The sequence below is a fragment of the Pseudarthrobacter sp. MDT1-40-2 genome (assembly GCF_059383595.1).
Genome location: NZ_JBWZCL010000002.1, coordinates 543,055 through 562,089 on the forward strand (window position 1 = coordinate 543,055; position 19,035 = coordinate 562,089).

The window sequence follows — 19,035 nt, forward strand, 5'->3', positions numbered from 1 at the left end:
GTCAGAGCCTCACTTCACGCTGTTCAAGGGCAGATTTATAACAAGCATCGAGTATCAGGGCTCGGCTCAGGGCTAACGACCCATCATGCATTCCCCACACGGTCTCGCCACCGCGGACGGCGGCAATGAACTCCTCGACGACGGCCTGGTGGGCTCGGCCAGGTTCAGCCACCACCTCGAAGTCCGCGTTTTCGCCGTCCTTCTCCGTAAAGATGTGCACGTCCGCCACGGGGTTCTCGGAAGCCCCTACCGAACGCAGCTCCGCGCCGCCGTCGGTCCCGTAAACGGTGAAATCCATCAGGTCCCGCTCATCCCGGTAACTGGCCCAGCCGGCTTCCAGAATGAGGGTGCCGCCTCCTTCGAGCCGGATGAACGCAGACGCAAAGTCCTCCACTTCGAACTTGTGGCTGGAGCTGGTGGCCGTGTACCGGGCGTTGCCACCCAGGCCGCGGGGGCCAAGTTCGGAGTGCGTCGACGCCGAGACGGCCACCACCTTCGGCTCACCCAGGAGGTGCAGGGAATAGTCCAAAACGTGGACCCCAATATCAGCCAACGGACCACCGCCGGCGAGCTCCGGATTGGTGAACCAACTGCCCAGCATGGGAATGCCCTGGCGGCGCAGCCACGACGCCTTGGCGTAGTACGGGCGGCCCAGTGTGCCGCCGTCGATCACTTCTTTGAGGGCTTGGATGTCCCCGCGACGGCGGTGGTTGAATGCTACGTCCAAGACGCGGCCGGCTTTTCGGGCTGCGTCCACCATGGCCTGGCCTTCCTCGCCGTTGCGCGCCAGCGGCTTTTCGCTCAGCACGTGCAGACCACGTTCTAGAGCTGCAATGGAGATCGGGGCGTGGAGGAAGGTGGGGACGGCGACGCTGATGGCGTCAAGGCCCTCAAGCTCGATCAAGTCTTCCCAGCGGGCAAAGGCGTGGGGAATGTTGTACTGATTCTTCAGCTGGGTGAGGAGCTCTTGTTCCATTCCGGCCACGGCCACGATTTCGACGCCGGCAATGGTGCTGTAGGCCTTGAGGTGCTGCTGGCCGGCCCAACCGATGCCTACAACTCCCACCTTGAGGGTTGCGGACGGGGCCTGCTGCTGAATGCTCACGATATTCCTGTTCTGTGGTGACGTTGGGGACTGTGGGTGGGGTGACTTAGCCTTTGACGGCGCCGGCGGTCATGCCGGAGACGATGCGCTTCTGGCAGAGGAGAACCAGAATCACCAGCGGAATGGTGATGATCACGGACGCGGCGCTAATGGTGCCTAACGGTTGATCAAACTCGCTGGTTCCGCTGAAGAACGCGATTGCAACGGGCACCGGGCGGGACTCCGGGGAGGTGGTCAGGGTCACGGCGAGGAGGAACTCGTTCCAGACCGAGATGAACACCAGGATGGCCGTGGTAGCCAGCCCGGGCACAGCCAGGGGCAGGATCACTTTGCGGAAGGCGACGAATGGCGTGGCGCCATCCATGTATGCGGATTCCTCAAGCTCGCGCGGGATCTCCTTGAAGAAGGATGTCAGCGTATAGATCGCCAGCGGCAACGCAAAGGTCAGCTTCGGGATGATGAGGCCCAGCAGCGTGTCATACAGGCCGATTTCGCGCCAGATGGAGAACATCGGGGCAGCGATGGCGATGGCCGGGAACGTGGTCACGGAGAGGATCAGGGTCAGGATCATCGCCTTGCGGCGCATCTTGAGCCGGGCCAGTGCGTAGGCAGCAAAGGATGCGAAGACCAGAGCCACTGTGGTGGTGACGACGGCGATGATCACCGAGTTGCGTAAGGCCAAGAGAAACTCTGCGTTTTGGAAGACCACCAGATAGTTCTCGAAGGTGGGCTGGCTGGGGAAGAGTTCGCCCTTGGACAGGCTGGCTCCCTGCTTCAGCGAGGTGTTCACCAGCCAGTAGAACGGGATGAGCGAGAAACCCATGACGCCGACGATGAAGACCCACACCAGCGGGTGCAGTTTCGCCTTGCCACGGAACCGACGCTTAGGTGCCGTGGATGCGGTGGCTGGTGCCGCCGTCGTACGTTCTGCGGTTAGCGTGCTCATTGCTCCTCCTTGGCGACTTCGCGGATGTTGCCGCCAGCGAACCTGACGTAGATCACTGACACCACCATGACAGTGAGGAAGGTCAGGATGGATAGCGCCGAGCCCTCTCCTACCAACCGGTTTTCGCGCAGTTGGGTGTAGGCCAGCATGGACATGGATTCGGTGCCGTTGGCGCCTCGGGTGAGGACAAACGGCAGGTCGAAGACGCGCAGGGCGTCCATGGTGCGGAAGATGGCTGCGAGGACGATTGCGGGGCGCAGGAGCGGCAGGGTGATGTGCCAAAATGTCTGCCACTTGCTGGCGCCGTCGAGCTCTGCGGCCTCATAGGTCTCGGCGGAGATGACCTGCAGGCCAGCCAGGATGATGAGCGCTGCGAACGGCGTGGTTTTCCAGACGTCGGCCAGGACAATCACAGCCATGGCGTACCCATGCTCGCCCAGCCACACCGCGTCTCCGCCGGGAAGCCCCAGCATGGAAAGGACGTTGGTCACCAGGCCCATGTTGGGTTGGAACATGGTTTGCCAGGTGATCGCGCTGACCACGGTGATGATGGCATAGGGCAACAGGACCACGGTTCGCAGGAGCGCGCGGCCCCTGAACGCGAGGTTGAGCAGCAGCGCCATGGCCGTGCCAAGCACCAACTCCAGCGAGACAGACAGCCCAGCGAATAAGAACGTCTGGCCGAACGCAGCCCACCATTCGGAGCTGCTCAGGGCCGTGATGTAGTTTTCCAGGCCCACGAAGCGGGAGAGGCCTGCGGTGCGGACGCTGTACTGATTCAGGCTGAGCCAGAGCGCGTAACCAATGGGCACCGCGGCCACCAAAGCCATGAGGACCAGCGAAGGGGCGGTCATCCGGAACGCGAGCCGCCGCTCCGCCCTGTCGCGAGCGTTCGGTGCGGGGCTCCGGCCCCGGCTCGGAGAAAGAGTCTTGGTGGCCATGATCAGAAGCTCGCCTTGGCTGTGGCGACTTCCTCGGTCATCTTTTTCACGGCGTCCTCGGTGGAACTAGTCCCGGAAAGCACTGCGTAGACGTTCTTGTAGATGGCCTGGGAGATCTGCGGGTACACCGGGGAGATGGGACGGGGCTTGGCGCCCTTGACGGAAGCGAGGAGCTCGGTAGCGAAGGGCATCTTTTCAAGGACCGCCGGGTCCGAGTAGGCGGCCTCGTTGACCGGCGCCTGCGAGTAATCCATTGCCACGTGCTTCTGCCACTCCGGCGTGGTGGCGAAGTCGATGAACGCTACAGCCCCGGCCTGGTTGGTGGAGTGGGCCGATATCGCCAGGTTCCAGCCGCCCAGAACGCCGGAGGCCTTTCCGCCTTCCCATGCTGGCAGCGGGGCTACGCCGAAGCTGCCGGCCAGCGGTGTGGCGTTGAGCAGGCGGTACACGTGCGGCCAGTTGCGCTGGTAACCAAAGTCGCCGGATTCGTAGGCGAGGCGGGCGGGGTCTTCGTTGTACGTCAGGACGGCGCGGTCGGCAGAGCCGTCCTTGAGGCCCTTGCTCATGAAGTCGAGGACCTCGCGGGTCTCCTTTGAGTCCACCGCAACGTCGCCCTTCTCATTGAGCACTTCGCCGCCGGCGCTGTAGAGCATCTCGAGGAAGTTCACCGTGAGGCCCTCGTACTGCTTGCCTTGGTAGACGAATCCGTTTCCGGGAGCCTTGGCTGCTTCCGCGTAGAGCTGCTGCCAAGTCTCCGGCTTGGCCACCTTGTCCTTTTGGTAGTAGACCAACCCGGCGTTGGTGAAGAACGGCGAGGCCCAGTACTTGTCTTGGTACTTAGTGGTTTCCACCGTGGAGGGGATAAGCCGGTCCTTGTTGCCCTCTACCAGCTCGGTCTGGTCCAGCAGCCAGCCCTGGGAGGCGAACTCGGAGGTCCAGATGACGTCCGAGACGAAGATGTCGCATTCAGTGGACTTGCCTTCGAGCCGCTGCACAATCTGGGTGCGGGCCTCATCCGTGGTGGCGCCAATCTCCGTGTACTTGGCCGTGACCTTGCCGTTCGCCTTGGTGAACGCCTCGGCGGCGCCCTTGTAGATCCCCGATGCATCCTTGACGCCGCAGATGCTGACGTTGCCACTGGCATTAGCGCCCGACGCCGGATCGGCAGCTGCCGCTTGTTCCGCACCTTGGGGTGCTGCTCCCCCACCGCAACCGCTGAGAAGCAGGCCTGCGGTCATGGCAGCGGCGGCGATGACGGTTGCGCGTCGCTTGGCGTTCCGGGGAGTTGCGGCGTCTGCAGTGAGCGGAGAGGCAGGTCGAATCAAGTCCACAAGTGGCTCCTTTGGGGTCTGTGGGCGGTGGAAATTCAGTGACGCAGCAGCCGCCATGGCACTGAAGGTGGCTTCTTTGCCGGTGGTTCGGTTGTACTTTGGAATCGATTCCAAAGTTGCTTCAAAATATAGGCCTTGCGGCCGTGGAATCGATTCCAAAGTAGTGTGACAGGCGCCACTCGGGGCTGTCAACCCTCGTCGTTAGGCTTTAGTGGAGTCCCGCACTACGAGCTCGTGCGGGAGGAAGGTTCGGCCGCGGCGGTGAGCGCCTGGCACGGTCATCCGCTCGAGGAGTTCGGCGAACGCCAAGCGGCCCATCTCATAGGCTGGCTGCCGAACGGTGGTTAGTTCCGGGACGCACATCTCCGCTTGGGCCGAGTCGTCGAAACCTGCCACGGCGATGTCCTCCGGCACTCGCAAGCCGGCGTCGGCGAGCTCGCGGACACACCCTGCGGCGACTACGTCGGTCCCGCAGAAGATGGCGTCCGGAAGGTCGTTTCCTTCGAGGAGCTTCTTGGCGAGGCTACGGCCAGCATGGAATCCGAAATTGCCTTCACCCAGCAGGACCTGATCTGATTCCAAGCCCGCTTCCGCGAGTGCCTGGCGGAAGCCTTCCTCACGCAGCCGGCCGGAGCGGGCACCCCTGTGCGTAAACATGGCCAGCCTCTTGCCGCCGGTGTTGATGAGGTGTTTGGTGATGTCGTAGGCGGCCTGGCGATCATCGATGGAAACCCCGAATGCCGCCTCGGCCTCGACGATTTCGCAGACCTGGACCACGCTCATCTGCTCCGCGACCGTGTTGACGTCTTCGTCCGGCATGGTTGGCGAGAAGATGACCAACCCGTCCACGGAGCCATTTCGCAGCATGTCCACGAGTTGCTGTTCGCGTTCCAAGTCGCCGTCGGTGGCCGCGATGAGGCTGACGTATCCTGAGCTGGCCGCGGCGTCGCCGACGCCACGGAAAACTTCGCTGATGACGAGCGAGTCTAGGTTCTTAGCGAGGGCAAGTACACGCATAGTGCGGTCCCGGCGAAGGTCCCGGGCGGAGGCCAACGGACGGTAGCTAAGTTCACGGATGGCGGCGTTGACCTTCTCCTTGCTCGCCTCACTGACGGCCGGGCTTCCGTTCAGGACGCGGGACACCGTCCCCACGGACACACCCGCCGTTCTGGCGACGTCCTGCACTGTAGGCCGAGCCATTCGATTGTCCTTCCGCGAGCAGTACCGATGGTCCTTGCCGCCACGTCACTGCCATGCCGCTGGCGGCTCTCAGCATAGCTGGAGGGCGGAAGCAGACGCTGGACTCCCTGCTTCGTTGGTGCATGGCTTCGGTAATAACCGAAGTGGGGTTCCAACAACTCACTGACGAAGACAGTGTCCGGGAATTCGTCATTGACGCCCGGCAACCGGCCTCTTTCAGCCTCGGCATAGGGCGGAGCAGGATGGACACCACGGCATCACGCTGCCCGGGTTTGGCTACTAGGCTTCCCACGTTTGCAAAGGTCATAGGGATAGTGTGCCGCACCGCACTGACAACATCTCTAGGTGCTGCGAATTATTCGCAGAGTGGACACCGTGGCTTAACCAGCGCTCTGCGATACTGGGCGCCATGGGTGAAAACGGTGGCGCAGTCAACAATCGGCAGGACCTTCGCTTCTACGGTGATCAGGCTGCGCAGGATGTGCTCAGGACGTGCTTGCCGCCATCCACACCGTGGTCCAAGCCTGGCGCCTCGGCCATCGCGATGGTGCAGGACGGGATATTGACGACGCGAGCGTCAACGCACCGCCGGGCGCCGACTACGAAATAGGGTCCATCTCGAAAGGCCTTACCGGGTTGCTCTACGCGGACGCCCTCGAACGGGGTGAGTTGCAACCCGGCACCACTTTGAGTGAGCTGCTGCCGTTGGCGGACTCCCCCGCCACTGGGGTCACTGTGGAATCGGTCAGCAGGCATTCGTCCGGCTTGCCTCGGCTGGCCGAGTCCGGCAGCACCCTCAAAACCCACGTCCCTTTTGAACTCATCAAAGGCCTTGTTTTCCATTGTTGAGAATGCCAAGGGTGAGACACCTTGTTGAGACGAATCGCGGAATGAAAATCAGCGTAGATACTGGCCTCTCCCGTTCCCCCTTTTTGGGCATGTCGGTGTCCGGACAAAGGATCCTTTGATGCGACAGTCTGCTTGGTTCACCGAGAACGTATAGGGCATCTCAGCCGGAGGCATCGTGCTGCAGCTAGGCTCGAATTCATGACTGAGACCATCACCGTCGGCGGATTTACTGTGCCCATTGATAAAGCCAGAGCCTGGTCGGAGAGTACGTAAACCAGTACGGCAAATGGTCATACCCTGCCTACGACGGCTACCTTCGCGACTCTCCAACCCCAGATGTCCAGCAACAAGATCTGCTGGCCGGTGCTCTGCTCAACGCTGGCCAGCGTCCGCTCCCGACCTACTATGGGCTGTTGAAACTCCTCCCCGAGATTAACCGTCGTCTGGCACATCCCCGTTTGACCGGAACCCTGCAGGACGCCTCTCAGGAGACGCTAGAGGCGATCGCTCAGCTGTACGGCGTTCTGGACGCCCACCCCCAGCATCAGGTGCAGCTCGTAAAGCTCAGCAAACTTCTGCACCGTAAGCGGCCCGAGTTACTGCCGTTATACGACCGGAACCTCTCGCGCTGCTACAGCCAGTTTAAATCACCCTTCCGAGTCGTGCCGGTAAAACGCCGAAGTGACACTAACCGTATGCGCGCTTGGCTACCGGAAGTACAGGCGGACCTAGGAGCCGCCCCTGACCACTGGAGAGACTTGGCCTCTCTGGCATCAGAACCCAGCATCACCCCACTGCGTGCCTTAGACATTTTGGGATGGCGTCTGGTCGACGAGGTAACACCACGGCCCAAACGCAAGACAGCGAGATAACCGAACCGCCAAGCATATGAGGCTTGCAGATCATGCCCTCCGGCGAGACGGAAGCGAAGAAGCTGATTGCGCCTTATGTCCCAAAGGTCTAATACAGCACAGCACTGCGGCCAGTTCCATGCGGACAAAAACAGACCGATATGCTGGCTTGACGCAGCATGGCTAAAGATAGCTAACGGCGCTTCCCATGAAGAGTCGTCCTAGGCTCGTGAGTCAAGGGGAGTCAGAGACGTGGCCGAAAAGTCTTGGGTTGATTTTGCCCAGTTCACCCTTAACCTCTTCCTGGCGATAGTTACTGTCTCCTTGTTCATCCAAGGACAGAGAGACAGGCGCCGAATTGCTGAGGACCGGAGACGGGAACAGGCGTCCAAGGTCAGTGTCCACCGGTTTGACCGCTCAGAGCAGACTAGGCCCAATTCATACCGTCTACTTGGCACGCGTGTCGAGGTTCGCAACGACTCGGACGCTTCAATTTCTGGAGTCCACGCAGTCCACATGACTTTGCCTTGGTGGCACGACTATAAGGACGCTCGCGGTAAGTCTGGCGTTGACCCCTACCGAAGGCAAAACATACGCTTCGCTGGCCATGCCGAACCCGGCTTCAACGACATTTCGATCCCGCCTGGTCAGAACGTTCACTATGACGGCTCCCCGCTTTCCGGCCGAACCATCCTGCTGTACTTCACAGACGGGGCAGGTGTTCAGTGGGTCAAGCGAGACGGCCACCTCTGGAGAGCTACCACGGACCCACACTGGCTCAGTCGGCTTTATCTGTGGATGTATTTCAAACGGGGAACGCAGTGGATTGTTGGCTGGCTACTTCCCTACGCGCGCTGGCGGTTCAACAAGATGGCACCGACTGTCCCGTTGTCGGCACGGGTGGCGACGTTCCTTCTGGGCACAACCCCCGTCCCAGGCGGTGAGGGTGAGCCGTGGCTGATGCCTCTTAAAGCTCCGAAGAAGGACTGGCCGTACCAGGAGTGGATCAACGGCATTTACCTCAACCGCGCCAGCAACCCAGATGCCGCTACCAAATACGCCGACGCTCGTGAAACGCCTCGATTCTAAAGGTAGTGCAACGCTGTCCCCTTCCTTGGGGACAATCAGCGATCGGGGTCGCCGACTCGGACTCTCCACGGCTGTGACTTTGGCTCTAGGCCGGCCACGGCGGGGAGTGTTGGGTACATCATTTCGGTAGATGAGTCAGTGACCGGATGAGCCAGACCGTCAAACTCGGCACGAAACTCCACACCTTCCGCTGTCTCCACTTTCGAAATCTTGGTTAGCGCTCCAATTTCGGTTCCATCCGCAAAACAAAAGTGCTGCCCGAAGTGCTTGGTCTTCAAGCTGCTGGCCTTCAAAGTCGTCCAACCGCGGATGCCACGTCGCTTATCCGTATGGTCAAGCGTCGGGGCGCACAACGGGCACGTCTTGTAAGTCTTCAGGCCCTCAACGTCAGCGCGGGTCAGCAACCTCGGCATTGCGGGTGCATTGTCGCTGCCGTGCCAGTCCCGAACTCTTTCCAAGTGCTTGAGGTATGGCCCCCAGGCTGCATCGCGGTCCACGAATTGGCGCATGCTTGGGCACTGCGGCAGATGGACTTTGCCAGCAGACGAGAGGATGAAGCAATCTCCCGAATCCAGCCAGCGTTCCACTGAGGCTTTCTCTCTTTGGAGCGTAGCAACAAGCTGCTGGGTCAACTCGTCATCGCTGAGATGACCCAGACGCATCACAAAATCCTCTTGCTCAGACAACACCCTGGATGCAGCCCGTTCGCTCTCCCGAAGCCCTTGTGCAGACTTGTCCATAACGTCCTTCCTGCTTTCACCGAAGATGATGAACAACCTTGTCAGTTTCCCACTTACCCGAAACGGTGACACATTGGCGGCACACTCGGTCACCCTTTATTGGCTGTACCGATGCCAACAGGATTACGAAGCCTACCCGATGCTTATAGCGGTGCCGTCATAACAATCGTCCGCGCCAAAATGGCAGTGCTTTAAAAAGCATCGCTGACATCGGCCGCGACATCGATGTCCCACGCTCGACGTTCGCGGATCATCAACAACCAAAAGCAGCCTGACCTGAGTCAGGTGCGGCTGTTGGCGAACTCGGTTCAAATTCCCCTTCACCAGCTAATCAAAGGACGTTCTCGCTGGCCGGGATGCTCTTCAAGTTGTCGTGGATCTTCGGCGCGGAGCAGACGCCAGTCCACTCACGCACTCCCCCTAACTGGTTCCCTGATGGTCGGCACCCACAACTGGACCGATAGAGCGGCAACGGGATAACTTGCCAGCAGTCGTTCACCTGGCGAATATCGGTAGAACATGTTCCGGGACTATCTGCACGAGAGATCGGCAAGCAGATAGGCGCCTCATTGTAGGGCTGATGGCCGGGGCGTGCAGCGCCACTTGGTTATAGTCCAATGGTGAAGCTTATACGCGAAGATGACCTTTGCTCAGTTGACGAGATTGTCCTCCCTAATCTCAGGGCCGACAACGATGGTTTGCCTGTTCTCAGGCTTGTGCGAACAGAACGTGGTCTCGACTTCGCACTGCCCTCTGGCGAGGTCATCGAGTACAAGGATTTCCGCCGCGAACTGAATAAAATAGGCATTTGTACATTTCAAATCAAGGGAGTTTGGGAGTACGACAACCCAAAGGACTCTTTCCGGATTAAGCATGGCCAGCGTTTGGCGACAAGGCGGGAGCCCGAGAATCGATACGACCCTAATGCTGTGGCTTTAACCATGGGACGGGCAAGAATTCATATCGGGTACGTGACCATGGGACAATCCTGGCGGATCGCTCGGCATCTTGATGACGGGCGAAGGCTAGTCGGGATGATTCTTAACGTCCCACACAAGCACTATCCCCAAGCCCTCCTCACCACTCCTGAGATTCTGCGGCATCTGCAGCGCCGCTGATTGGATGGGAAACGCTCCGGGTCCATAGTCGCTGTCTCTCCACCATCCCTCTATTAAGCGGCTGCCCCCGTCCAATGGCACACCGGCTTGTGCTTGCATTTTTTGCCGCCCTTCTGGTTCGCCAGAAGGAGTACTCAAAACTCCTTTTTGGAAAGTTCCAACAGTTAGTCCTCGACGCATTCCGGATCCAGGCCCGGAGACGCGGAGTTGGCTTGCAGCGCCCTGAACCTGCCAAATCGCGCGGCCTCCCCTATCCGGTGTCGGTGACGTGGTGGTGTGTGCAGGCGGGCCCCTGGTTCCTGCTGTCCATCCTGGCAGGAGGCTCACTACACGCCCGAGCGGTTAGAGCGCTCAGTCCTCTTCAGCTAGACGCTTCAACTCCCGTTGAATCTCGTCGACTGGATCCCCCACCTTCCACCTGACATACCCCATTCTTCTTGATTGCCGCAGCACGAAGTCCTCCGCGCTTGAGGTCAAAGGCGTATTGGCAACGATGAGAACCTTGTCGATGCTTAGCGCAGTCAGACCGAGACTTCGAACCTGCCGTTCCCCTCCCTCCTCCGGGAGAAGCCCAAGGATGGCGGCTAACTGCCTCCGATCCAGCGGCTGGGTCAGCTGATACTTCGCTTCAATCCCAATTAGTCGATTACTGGTTGCGCGGATAACTCCGTCATATCCCACGTCCCCGCGACCGCGCCGCATGCCCCTAGGTTTTTCCAGCGTACCTATCTGAGGATCTACGCCCTTTAGCGCAGCGATGACGTCCTGTTCGTATTGGGAGCCACGAGCCATCGGTTCTTGCAGATGTGGGGGAGGTCCTGATCTCCCATGGGAGGTCCGCCCAAGATCGATCAGCGCTTCGTCAACGTCGCTCTGGTCTTCTGGGGCCCGGAACAAGCCCAACACCTCCGCAACCGTTGTCTTCTGTTGGGCTGACAGCCCTTCCTGCTGCGGCCCTTCATGTTTCGCCAGCGAAGCAAGGATCGCGATAATTGCTTTTGTTTCCTTCGTCGTCTGTGGAGTCGTCCTAGTGTCGGGTCGAGTCAGCGATCGCAGTTTGGCGACGATTCCCCGGGTTTTCGACGCCTCTTTCTCCGCTTTCTCCGTGAAGGTTTTTGCCTCGGTGTACGCCCACTGCAAAGTTGACCACCACTGATCGACGTCGTTTTTAAGCGCCGTGATGTCGTTGTCCCTCTTGGCTTCGGCCACTTGCCTGGTCAAGCCAGTAAAGGCAATCAATGCAGCAGCGACTGCGAGGGCGCCGGCAGCGGGAGGGCCGGTTAGGGCTTCCCATCCAAACCGACCGAGTTCGTTGGGACTAGTCAACCAAGACCGCACTGCTCCGAGTGGCGCCCAGTAGAAACTATTGAGTAATAGAAGTCCGAGGAACAATACGATGATCCCGACCATCACTAGGGTTTTGACGAACCACTTCTTCACCGCCTAAGACTATGCGACATTCCATAGGAGGCGTTGATGCTCGTGACCATCGGCTTACGGGCGCTGCAGGTGGCTGCCCTGAGGATGAGGATGAAAGCCTCGCGGGATAACCGCACGAGCAAGACGAGCCCCCACATACTCTCCTGCCACCCGGTATTGGGGGTAAAAAAGCAGGGCCGACTTTCGCCGGCCCTGCTTGGTTTTCTCTCTGCAAAGGAAATCTGTGGTTCAGCGGAACTGAACTTGTTGGTGGTGCTGCCACGAGGAGGGAACTTCAGTGTTCCTGGTTCCGCGGGGCTGAGTCCTTTGGTGCTGGTGCCGCGTAAAACGGCGGTCTGTCGCTGGTGAGTAGCTGCTGTGGTTCGTCCCGGGCGGCAGACCGCCCGACTTCTGGAAGGTTCCCGCCCCTTATTACCTGAGTGGGCGGGTCTTGCCGGGCGGTGGGGTTCCGCCCGGCAAGAGGTCCTAGTCGGTTGCGGCGTCTTCGGTTAGCTTGGGGCCGTCGATGATGATGCTTTCGACTTCGCTGGGCTGGTATCCCCAGGTGACCAGCTGGTTCAGGTAGTCCCGGTGCGCCTGCCCCGCTGACCGCCATGAGTCCTTGGCGATGGTCTTTTCATATCCTGCGCAGACCAGCGCGATCAGGGAGAACTCGGGCCGGGTCTCGGTTGTAGCGACGTGGTCCCGGAGCGGGTTCCATGCCCAGGCAGTCGAGTCTTTGATCTTGGCTCCAACCATCTCTGCAGCTACCTTGCCGTCGTACCCGCTGGCGGTTTCGGAGTGGTGGGTGATGGCGTGGACGGTGAAGTACTGCCAGCCAGCCGGTGCCTGCTTCTTCGACAGCAGGGTCTTGACGAAAGCGCGTCTCACGGTTGTCGCCGACTCCATTGCCTTGTTATTGGCTATCAGTGTCTTGCGTTCGGCCTTCTGTTCCTCATTCATCGGACCCTTCTGGGCCTGCGTCCTTCCCCCGCTGTAGCGTTCGTACTTCGGGGTGAAGCCCAGGTCCTTCCAGCCGGTGATGACCGGTTTGGTGTGGTGCTGGCCCCGGTAGTCGGTGCCGATGAGGTAGGCATTCGCATCCTCATCGGTGGCCGGTTCCCCGTCTCCACGGTTGGCAGCTGATATGTACAAGGTTTCCTCGTCGGCGTAGTGCCCGGCGTCCTCCACAAGGGTCTTGCCCTGTGCGGTCAGTTCCTCGATCAGAACCGCGAGCTTGGCCTTGGATTCCCGGTCATCCCGCAGCTTCTGGGCGATGTGGTCAAAGTACTGCGGTTCGTCCCGGATGACTGACTCAAGCTCCTCGATCGCGTCCTCGTCACCTTCGAACTCGGCCATGACCAACGCCATGTCCAGGGTGTAGCCGTCCTCGAGGGCTTTGGTCGCGGTCGCGGATGCTTTGGCTTTCAAGGCGCTTTCCACGGTGGTTTTGGTGCGTCCGGTTTTCTTGGCAATCGTGGCAGCCGTGACGCCAATAAGGGAGAGCTGGTGGTAGGCGCTGGCTTCATCGGCTGCGGTGAGTTCGGTGCGCTGGATGTTCTCCACGACCTGCGTCACGATGCGCTCGGCTTCCTCGGGGCTGTCGATGATCATCACCGGTATCAGGGGCCGTCCGGCTTTGACGGCTGCCCGGGTCCGGCGCTGGCCCATCAGCACGTGGACGGTGCCGCTGTCTTTGCGGTGGCCGATCACCGGTTCCATCACGCCGTGTTCTTTGATGCTGGCAATGAAGTCAGCGTTCAGGGCAGCGTCTTTGCGGACGTTGATGTCCACGGTCAGGGTGGCCGGGTCGAGCATTTCAAGCGTGGGTGTTGCGTTCATGGGTGGTGCTCCTTTTGCAGAGGATGTCGGTGGGTGGGGGGACCAGTAGTGACCGGCCAGCTTCCCCTCTCCCCCCGTTGTTTTTTGGCTGCTGGCGAAGCTTGCGGAGCTGTGGCCGTCGGAGGCCTGTCTACCCATGGGCAAGGGGCAGGAAATCCCTGGAGGAAATCAGCGACGAAGGAGCGCCGGAAGAAACTTTTCTGCACCGCAGGCCCCGACGAAGGAGGGGTTAGACGGACCGGAGCGGACACGTACAATCCGAAGGACAGCAGCCAAAAAACGTCGTAGACACAACAGGTTCAGGGTTCCCGGAGCTCTGCGACGGCGGGCCCTGAACCAAACAGCCGGCCGCGAAGCGGGCGCCCGCTAAGTTTGTAGAGCCGGTGAAGCTGAAAGGGTCTAAAGTGCGCGATCTACAAAGCAATGGAATTGAACCGGAAGTGAGTCCCAACAAGTTTCCTGTCGCGAAGTCAGTGAGGGGCAAGATTGCCGTCATCGCGGGGGTTCTTCTGGTACCGAGTTTGCTCAGTCTTGGCTTGAGCAGCGGAGCGGATGAGCGTGCTGAGCGGGACGCTGAAGTCATCTCCCTCATGTCGGGCTACTCCGTGAATGATGTGAGCATTTACGACGGGTCATGGCTCGGGAACGACGGGAGTCTCCCCGGGCGCTATACCCTGCACATCACCAAGGACGGTTCAATATATAAGTGCCGTCAAGTGACCGTTGAATCCCTTCGCGCTAATGAATCAATCAAATGCGATGGTGGCACTGTCATACACCCGAGGGGGGTCCCCCGTCAGGGAGCAGCTGACCAAAGCTCCGATGATGCCTCAATCACGCCCTGACCGGGTGCTGCGGCTCTTGGCCGTAGTGTTCACGGTCGCTGCTGTTGGATCGCCGGTTGCAGCGCAGCGCAACCAGTTGTGGCCCCAGCGAGCATGCACCGACCCCGGCGTCGTGTGTATCGTGGCGCTCGTACGCAAGCCGATGATTGAAGGGACTTCACATGCCGACCCCCGTTGAGACTCTCCACCAAGACGGCCAGTGGAAGAACAGTCACCAAGGTTCATCCCAAGTGATTTCCACGCACGAGACCAAGGAAGAGGCCACCGCAGCTGGCCGGGAAGCTGCCATAAAGGCCGGGGAATCGATCCTGCTCGCGGACCTCGAGGCCCTGACGCAGGCTCCCGCATGAGCGCCCCCCTCTGGCGCCCGGGACAGTGGGACACCCACGTCCCGCCGCACCTCACGGAGCCCTACCCCTGGGCGCACCCGAACGCGAGGGGCAGCTTCCACCCGTTCGGGAACCCCCGGAACGCCGTCCTGTTCGGCGCCGCCCTCGTGCTCGCCGGCGTCGTCCTCGCGGGCATGGCGTTCGCGGGCTACGGACGCGACGGGGATCCCGCCGCCCTCTGGGTGGCCGCTCTGCTCCTGGTCATGTTCGGCGGCATCGGCGCGTGGGCGATGCACGTCGGCATGGCACGCCTCCGCTGGATCAGGCGATTCGCCGCCGAATACGGATTCTCCCCCTTCGACCGGCGTCCCGACACCGTCCAGCGGCCGGGAGCCGACGAGCGCAGCTAGGCTGTTCGGATGTACCGCATCGTCACCGTCTGCACCGGGAACATCTCTCGAGCACTTCATCAAAAAAATGGACGGCACAATCGGCGAGAAGAACAGCTACGGCAACGACCCCTCCAACGTCCCCGGATAGACGCACGAAGGGCCGGCACGTATGTGCCTGCCCTTGTGTTTTCCCTCTGCAAAGGAAATCTGTGCAGGCAGAGTTGCTGCTGCCTGGTCGTTAGAGGTTGTGGTGTTCCTGCGCCCACTGGGTATCGGCGGGGCCGGTCTCTTCGCCGGCGGTGAGCAGGCTCAGTTCGACGACGTCTTCGGCCAGGCTGGGGTCAGCTGCGGGCTTGTCGTCCTCGGTGAAGGTGTAGTCGGTTCCCATGCTCGCGCTTCCTTGAGTTGGTGCAGTGTTTTCTGGCTGCCACTGTAACCGTGGTTGCTGCATGTTCACTCCGATACCCTTGCTGCGCCCGCGTCAGCGTTAACGGCGGCCGGATGAGCGCAGCGGGGGAGGCCGCCCCGCCACCGCTAAAAGGACCGGGCCGGGATCGGTGTTCCCGGCCCGGTCCTTGCCGGGTTTATTTGAAGCGGCGGTTGTAGGCGGTTTCGGGGTCGCGGGCGACTTCTGCGATGGATCCGCGGGTGATCAGTTCACGGAGCAGGACGGCCAGCCGGAATCCGGGTGCGTCGGTGGCCGCGTGGTGGAGGTAGCGGTCGGCTTGGGTGCCGTTGCCTTTGAGCCATTCCAACCAGCCCATCAACGTCAGCATGGGTGCTCGCTGGCCTGCAGGGACGGCTTTCATCAGTTCGAACGCCAGCGCCTCGGCCCGGTCCACCCGGTCCCAGTCCGGGCGTGCGGTGAACTTTCCGAGCATCACGTCGGCGAAGTCGCCGTTGTGGGTGGTAATGGTCTCGCGGAACAGGAAGTCCCTGACCAGCTTGTGTTGGAACGCGGCCGCGATGGTCCGTGCTGTTTTCTAGGCGGGGGTGCCGGTGCTGTCCAAGGCAGCTGCCCATGCCGTGCAGGCGTTCTCGATGTCTTCTTCGCTGCCTGCCGGTGCGTTGACCCGCTGTGCCAAGGTGCCCAGCAGGGCCGGGTTGTACACGTCGACGTCCGTGGCGCTTCCGAAGTAGGTCAGGGCCGCGTTGGCTTGGCTGTCGGTGATCTGCTCCAGCGGGTGCTTGTCGTCGGTGCCGAACTCTGCCCAGTAGGTGGCCGTCACCAGCCATACATTGCGCACGGGCATCCGGGCGGCTGCCAGCTCGGTGACCAGTGCTGCGACGTGTGCGGCGTAGGGGTAGCCGTCCAGGTGTCCGTCGGTGTAAACGACGATGTAGGACGCTGTGGCCTTCTCGTCGTTGGCTGCGTAGCTGGTCATGGTCTGTGCGTAGTTCTCCGGCTCGACGTGCTCCGGGGCGTCCACCCGCAGGGTGGCTCCGAGGGAACCGGTGTTTGCTGTGAGGATGACGAATGATTCCACGGGATTGATTTCCAGCAGGTGCGGGACGGTCGCGAGCAGGTCACCGGGTCCGGTGAGGCTCAGTTTGTCAGTCATGGTGTTGCTCCTTTTGCAGAGGATTGCCGTTTGGGTAGGGCGTTCGGTAGGGAACGGGATACGTCCCGAGGGGCACCCAGTCCGTCGTGGGTGCCCCATCGTCGCGTCTTTAGTGCATTGCGTTTCAGTGCTCGCTTGGGACCATCACAGCTACAAGCTCGTTGTGCCAGTCCAGCGCGGCGTACTGCCGGGTTACATTCAGTACCTCGGGGTTCACGCGTGCGTTGGTGACGGCTGTGGCCATGTCGCGGATTTGTTCGGCCAGGTCTTTCGCTGCGTCTTCGCTTTAAGTCACGGGGGATTTTTCAACGATGCTGGCGAGGGTTTCGAGAAACACGACCGCTTGCGCGGCTCCGGTGTCGATCATTTTGGTGTTGCTCCTTTTGCAGAGGATGTCGGTGGGTGGGGCGATAAGTGGTGACCGGCCAGCTTCCCCTCTCCCCCCGTTGTTTTTTTTGGCTGCTGGCGAAGCTTGCGGAGCTGTGGCCGTCGGAGGCCTGTCTACCCTTGGGCAAGGGGCGGGAAATTCCTGGAGGAAATCAGCGACGAAGGAGCGCCGTAAGGAACTTTCTGCACCGCAGGCCCCGGAGGAACGGAGGGGCTAGACGGGCCGGAGCGGGCACGTACAATCCGAAGGACAGCAGGCAAAAAACGTCGTAAACAAGGCAGGCCTGGCACGGCGGAGCTCTGCGACGTCGGGACCGGACCCAACAGCCGGCCGCGAAGCGGACGCCCACCAACTGGTTGCAGCGCAGACCAGTGCGAGCCCTACGAGCACGCCCTTCTCGCCGCGCTACCGAACACTCGCACAAGCGATGGAAGCACTCTGGCGGAATCGCGAATCCCGCATCGGATATGGCACCGCCGGGTAGTGTGCATTCGTCCGCAACAACTTAAAGCAAGATTGTCAGCCGGAGGCCTACTGCTTCTGGTCCCGCGTCATGGCCTGGGTGGACTGCATTTTGTAGTCGGTGGTAAACCACGCATGATTCGCCTCGACACTAGCGCTTCGATAATGGGGGTATTTGATGACTGACTTAATCGCTTTTGGGGCGTTCGTGGGCGGAGTGTGGGCCCTATCGCTGCTAAGCCTGAAAGTGATCCGCGACTCAGAGCACTCGGATGCACGGCTGAAAGATGCTGCTGCAGCGGCTATCGTCGCTCTGAGTTTCATTGCCGGTGGGGCGGCAGCATGGGCGTTCGGTTTCAACTGGAATTTTGTGATCGCTGAGAGCACAGCCGCAGAAAGCGCGGAAGGATCGTATGCGGGCGCAGGTCTTGCACTTGGGTTGTTTCTCGTGCCCTTCCTTGCCATGGCGTGGGTGTACTTCAAACCGTGGGGGAGCATCAAAACATTCATCGCCGGTGCATTTGGTCGTTGAGAAGATCAGCGCCGACAAAGCCTTTCGAGGGTAGCGATGAGGATGCACGAGGGGCCGGCACGCATTGAACAGCTAGAAGGCTCTTTCTCTTTCCCGGCTTCGTCCATCTGCTCCCAGCTGCGTGGACACGGATAAAACCACTATCCGCCCCCCTTGACTCACACCCCCACCTTCCCTAAACTTTTCATAAAGCAGAATCTAAATTCCACAGAGCGGAAACGGTGAAGAGGCCGGGAAGCTAGGAATCAAGATCAAAGCCCCTCCCCGGAAGGTCCTACGATGACGTACACAGTGAACTGCTCCATCCTCTTGACGGAGCTGCCCCTGCTCGAGCGCCCGGCCGCCGCGAAGGCTGCCGGTTTTGACGCCGTCGAGTTCTGGTGGCCCTTCGACACCTCCGTCCCCACCGACGCGCAGACCACCGATTTTGAATCCGCCATCAAGGACGCCGGCGTTCAGCTCACCGGCCTGAACTTCAACGCCGGCAACATGCCCGGCGGCGACCGCGGCTTGGTCTCCTGGCCCGAACGCAGCAGCGAATTCCAGGACAACATCGACGTTGTCGCAGGAATCGGCGAGCGCCTAGGCTGCAAGGCCTTCAACGCCCTCTACGGCAACCGCATCGACGGCGAATCTGCTGAAAAGCAGGACGAAATCGGTGCCCAGAACCTGGCAGCAGCCGCAGCAGGCGTCGCCCGCATCGGCGGCACCGTCCTCCTCGAACCGGTCAGCGGCGCCCCCAAGTACCCGCTCCTCACCGCCGAAGACGCACTCAAGGTCATCGCCCGCGTCAAGGCGGAATCGGGCGCCACCAACGTCAAACTCCTCGCCGACTTCTACCACTTGGCAGTCAACGGCGACGACGTCGAATCCGTCATCCAGAACCACGCCAAGGACTTCGGCCACATCCAAATCGCCGACAACCCCGGCCGCGGCGCCCCCGGTACAGGTACCCTCCCCCTCGGCGAATGGATCGCCCGCAGCCGCGAACTCGGCTACGACGGCTACATCGGCCTCGAGTACAAGGAACCGCAGGAATCCGCCTTCAACTGGGCCATCCGCCAGCGCGTGGCGCAGTAATTTCTGGTTTCGAC

20 protein-coding genes are annotated in these 19,035 nt (G+C 60.8%); 9 read left to right on the top strand and 11 right to left on the bottom strand.

The window, feature by feature from the left end; genetic code table 11:
* Position 1: 1 nt before the first annotated feature.
* The 5 genes from AC50X5_RS08770 to AC50X5_RS08790 all read right to left on the bottom strand — a co-directional run bounded on the left by AC50X5_RS08770 (position 2) and on the right by AC50X5_RS08790 (position 5,523).
* Positions 2 to 1,105, bottom strand: a complete 1,104-nt coding sequence (locus AC50X5_RS08770) for a Gfo/Idh/MocA family protein (RefSeq protein WP_494975703.1) — start codon at positions 1,103 to 1,105, stop codon at positions 2 to 4.
* A gap of 46 nt (positions 1,106 to 1,151) precedes the next feature.
* Entirely contained in the window at positions 1,152 to 2,051 is a 900-nt protein-coding gene (locus AC50X5_RS08775; RefSeq protein ID WP_494975704.1) for a carbohydrate ABC transporter permease, read from the bottom strand.
* Positions 2,048 to 2,992: a carbohydrate ABC transporter permease gene (locus tag AC50X5_RS08780; RefSeq protein ID WP_494975705.1), complete on the bottom strand. Its 945-nt coding sequence runs from the start codon at positions 2,990 to 2,992 to the stop codon at positions 2,048 to 2,050. The genes AC50X5_RS08775 and AC50X5_RS08780 overlap by 4 nt, the downstream gene beginning before the upstream one ends.
* Before the next feature lie 2 nt (positions 2,993 to 2,994).
* Positions 2,995 to 4,323 carry an ABC transporter substrate-binding protein gene (locus tag AC50X5_RS08785; RefSeq protein WP_494975706.1) on the bottom strand — a complete coding sequence of 443 codons (1,329 nt, stop codon included), beginning with the start codon at positions 4,321 to 4,323 and terminating at the stop codon, positions 2,995 to 2,997.
* Between the two features lie 201 nt (positions 4,324 to 4,524).
* Complete coding sequence (locus tag AC50X5_RS08790; RefSeq protein WP_494975707.1) at positions 4,525 to 5,523, bottom strand: LacI family DNA-binding transcriptional regulator; 999 nt, start codon at positions 5,521 to 5,523, stop codon at positions 4,525 to 4,527.
* 492 nt (positions 5,524 to 6,015) lie between these two features.
* On the opposite strand from AC50X5_RS08790, the gene AC50X5_RS08795 reads away from it, so the two are divergent.
* From AC50X5_RS08795 to AC50X5_RS08805, 3 genes are all read left to right on the top strand, one after another.
* On the top strand, positions 6,016 to 6,372 hold the full coding sequence (locus AC50X5_RS08795; protein WP_494975708.1) for a serine hydrolase: 357 nt from the start codon (positions 6,016 to 6,018) through the stop codon (positions 6,370 to 6,372).
* A gap of 254 nt (positions 6,373 to 6,626) precedes the next feature.
* Positions 6,627 to 7,244, top strand: coding sequence for a DUF6308 family protein (locus AC50X5_RS08800; RefSeq protein WP_494976077.1), 618 nt, complete (start codon positions 6,627 to 6,629; stop codon positions 7,242 to 7,244).
* A gap of 495 nt (positions 7,245 to 7,739) precedes the next feature.
* Positions 7,740 to 8,312, top strand: coding sequence for a hypothetical protein (locus AC50X5_RS08805; RefSeq protein ID WP_494975709.1), 573 nt, complete (start codon positions 7,740 to 7,742; stop codon positions 8,310 to 8,312).
* Positions 8,313 to 8,347: 35 nt separating this feature from the next.
* Here AC50X5_RS08805 and AC50X5_RS08810 read toward each other — a convergent pair whose 3' ends face one another.
* Entirely contained in the window at positions 8,348 to 9,088 is a 741-nt protein-coding gene (locus tag AC50X5_RS08810; RefSeq protein ID WP_494975710.1) for a hypothetical protein, read from the bottom strand.
* A 581-nt stretch (positions 9,089 to 9,669) separates the two neighbouring features.
* Here AC50X5_RS08810 and AC50X5_RS08815 point away from each other — a divergent pair.
* Entirely contained in the window at positions 9,670 to 10,170 is a 501-nt protein-coding gene (locus AC50X5_RS08815) for an HIRAN domain-containing protein (RefSeq protein ID WP_494975711.1), read from the top strand.
* Between the two features lie 351 nt (positions 10,171 to 10,521).
* On the opposite strand, the gene AC50X5_RS08820 is transcribed toward AC50X5_RS08815, so the two are convergent.
* A complete protein-coding gene (locus tag AC50X5_RS08820) occupies positions 10,522 to 11,610 on the bottom strand; it encodes a hypothetical protein (RefSeq protein ID WP_494975712.1) in 1,089 nt (362 codons plus the stop codon).
* A 36-nt stretch (positions 11,611 to 11,646) separates the two neighbouring features.
* Here AC50X5_RS08820 and AC50X5_RS08825 point away from each other — a divergent pair, with 36 nt between their 5' ends.
* Positions 11,647 to 11,958, top strand: a complete 312-nt coding sequence (locus tag AC50X5_RS08825; RefSeq protein WP_494975713.1) for a hypothetical protein — start codon at positions 11,647 to 11,649, stop codon at positions 11,956 to 11,958.
* Positions 11,959 to 12,075: 117 nt separating this feature from the next.
* Here the strand turns inward: AC50X5_RS08825 and AC50X5_RS08830 are convergent, their stop codons facing one another.
* The gene (locus tag AC50X5_RS08830) at positions 12,076 to 13,431 is read right to left on the bottom strand and encodes a ParB/RepB/Spo0J family partition protein (RefSeq protein WP_494975714.1); all 1,356 of its coding nucleotides are present in this window, start codon (positions 13,429 to 13,431) and stop codon (positions 12,076 to 12,078) included.
* Positions 13,432 to 14,437: 1,006 nt separating this feature from the next.
* Between AC50X5_RS08830 and AC50X5_RS08835 the strand changes: the two genes are divergently transcribed.
* Together AC50X5_RS08835 and AC50X5_RS08840 are read left to right on the top strand one after the other, a co-directional pair.
* Positions 14,438 to 14,626: a DUF2188 domain-containing protein gene (locus AC50X5_RS08835; RefSeq protein ID WP_494975715.1), complete on the top strand. Its 189-nt coding sequence runs from the start codon at positions 14,438 to 14,440 to the stop codon at positions 14,624 to 14,626.
* A complete protein-coding gene (locus tag AC50X5_RS08840; RefSeq protein ID WP_494975716.1) occupies positions 14,623 to 15,015 on the top strand; it encodes a hypothetical protein in 393 nt (130 codons plus the stop codon). Before AC50X5_RS08835 ends, AC50X5_RS08840 begins: the two co-directional genes overlap by 4 nt.
* Before the next feature lie 220 nt (positions 15,016 to 15,235).
* Here the strand turns inward: AC50X5_RS08840 and AC50X5_RS08845 are convergent, their stop codons facing one another.
* From AC50X5_RS08845 to AC50X5_RS08855, 3 genes are all read right to left on the bottom strand, one after another.
* Positions 15,236 to 15,385, bottom strand: coding sequence for a hypothetical protein (locus AC50X5_RS08845; protein WP_494975717.1), 150 nt, complete (start codon positions 15,383 to 15,385; stop codon positions 15,236 to 15,238).
* A gap of 196 nt (positions 15,386 to 15,581) precedes the next feature.
* Positions 15,582 to 15,965, bottom strand: coding sequence for a DUF4192 family protein (locus tag AC50X5_RS08850; RefSeq protein WP_494976078.1), 384 nt, complete (start codon positions 15,963 to 15,965; stop codon positions 15,582 to 15,584).
* Between the two features lie 15 nt (positions 15,966 to 15,980).
* Positions 15,981 to 16,559 (bottom strand): DUF4192 family protein, encoded by a 579-nt coding sequence (locus AC50X5_RS08855; protein WP_494975718.1) that lies wholly within the window; start codon positions 16,557 to 16,559, stop codon positions 15,981 to 15,983.
* Between the two features lie 1,028 nt (positions 16,560 to 17,587).
* Here AC50X5_RS08855 and AC50X5_RS08860 point away from each other — a divergent pair.
* Together AC50X5_RS08860 and AC50X5_RS08865 are read left to right on the top strand one after the other, a co-directional pair.
* On the top strand, positions 17,588 to 17,941 hold the full coding sequence (locus AC50X5_RS08860) for a hypothetical protein (protein WP_494975719.1): 354 nt from the start codon (positions 17,588 to 17,590) through the stop codon (positions 17,939 to 17,941).
* Positions 17,942 to 18,220: 279 nt separating this feature from the next.
* The gene (locus AC50X5_RS08865) at positions 18,221 to 19,021 is read left to right on the top strand and encodes a hydroxypyruvate isomerase family protein (protein ID WP_494975720.1); all 801 of its coding nucleotides are present in this window, start codon (positions 18,221 to 18,223) and stop codon (positions 19,019 to 19,021) included.
* The last annotated feature ends 14 nt before the right edge of the window (positions 19,022 to 19,035 follow it).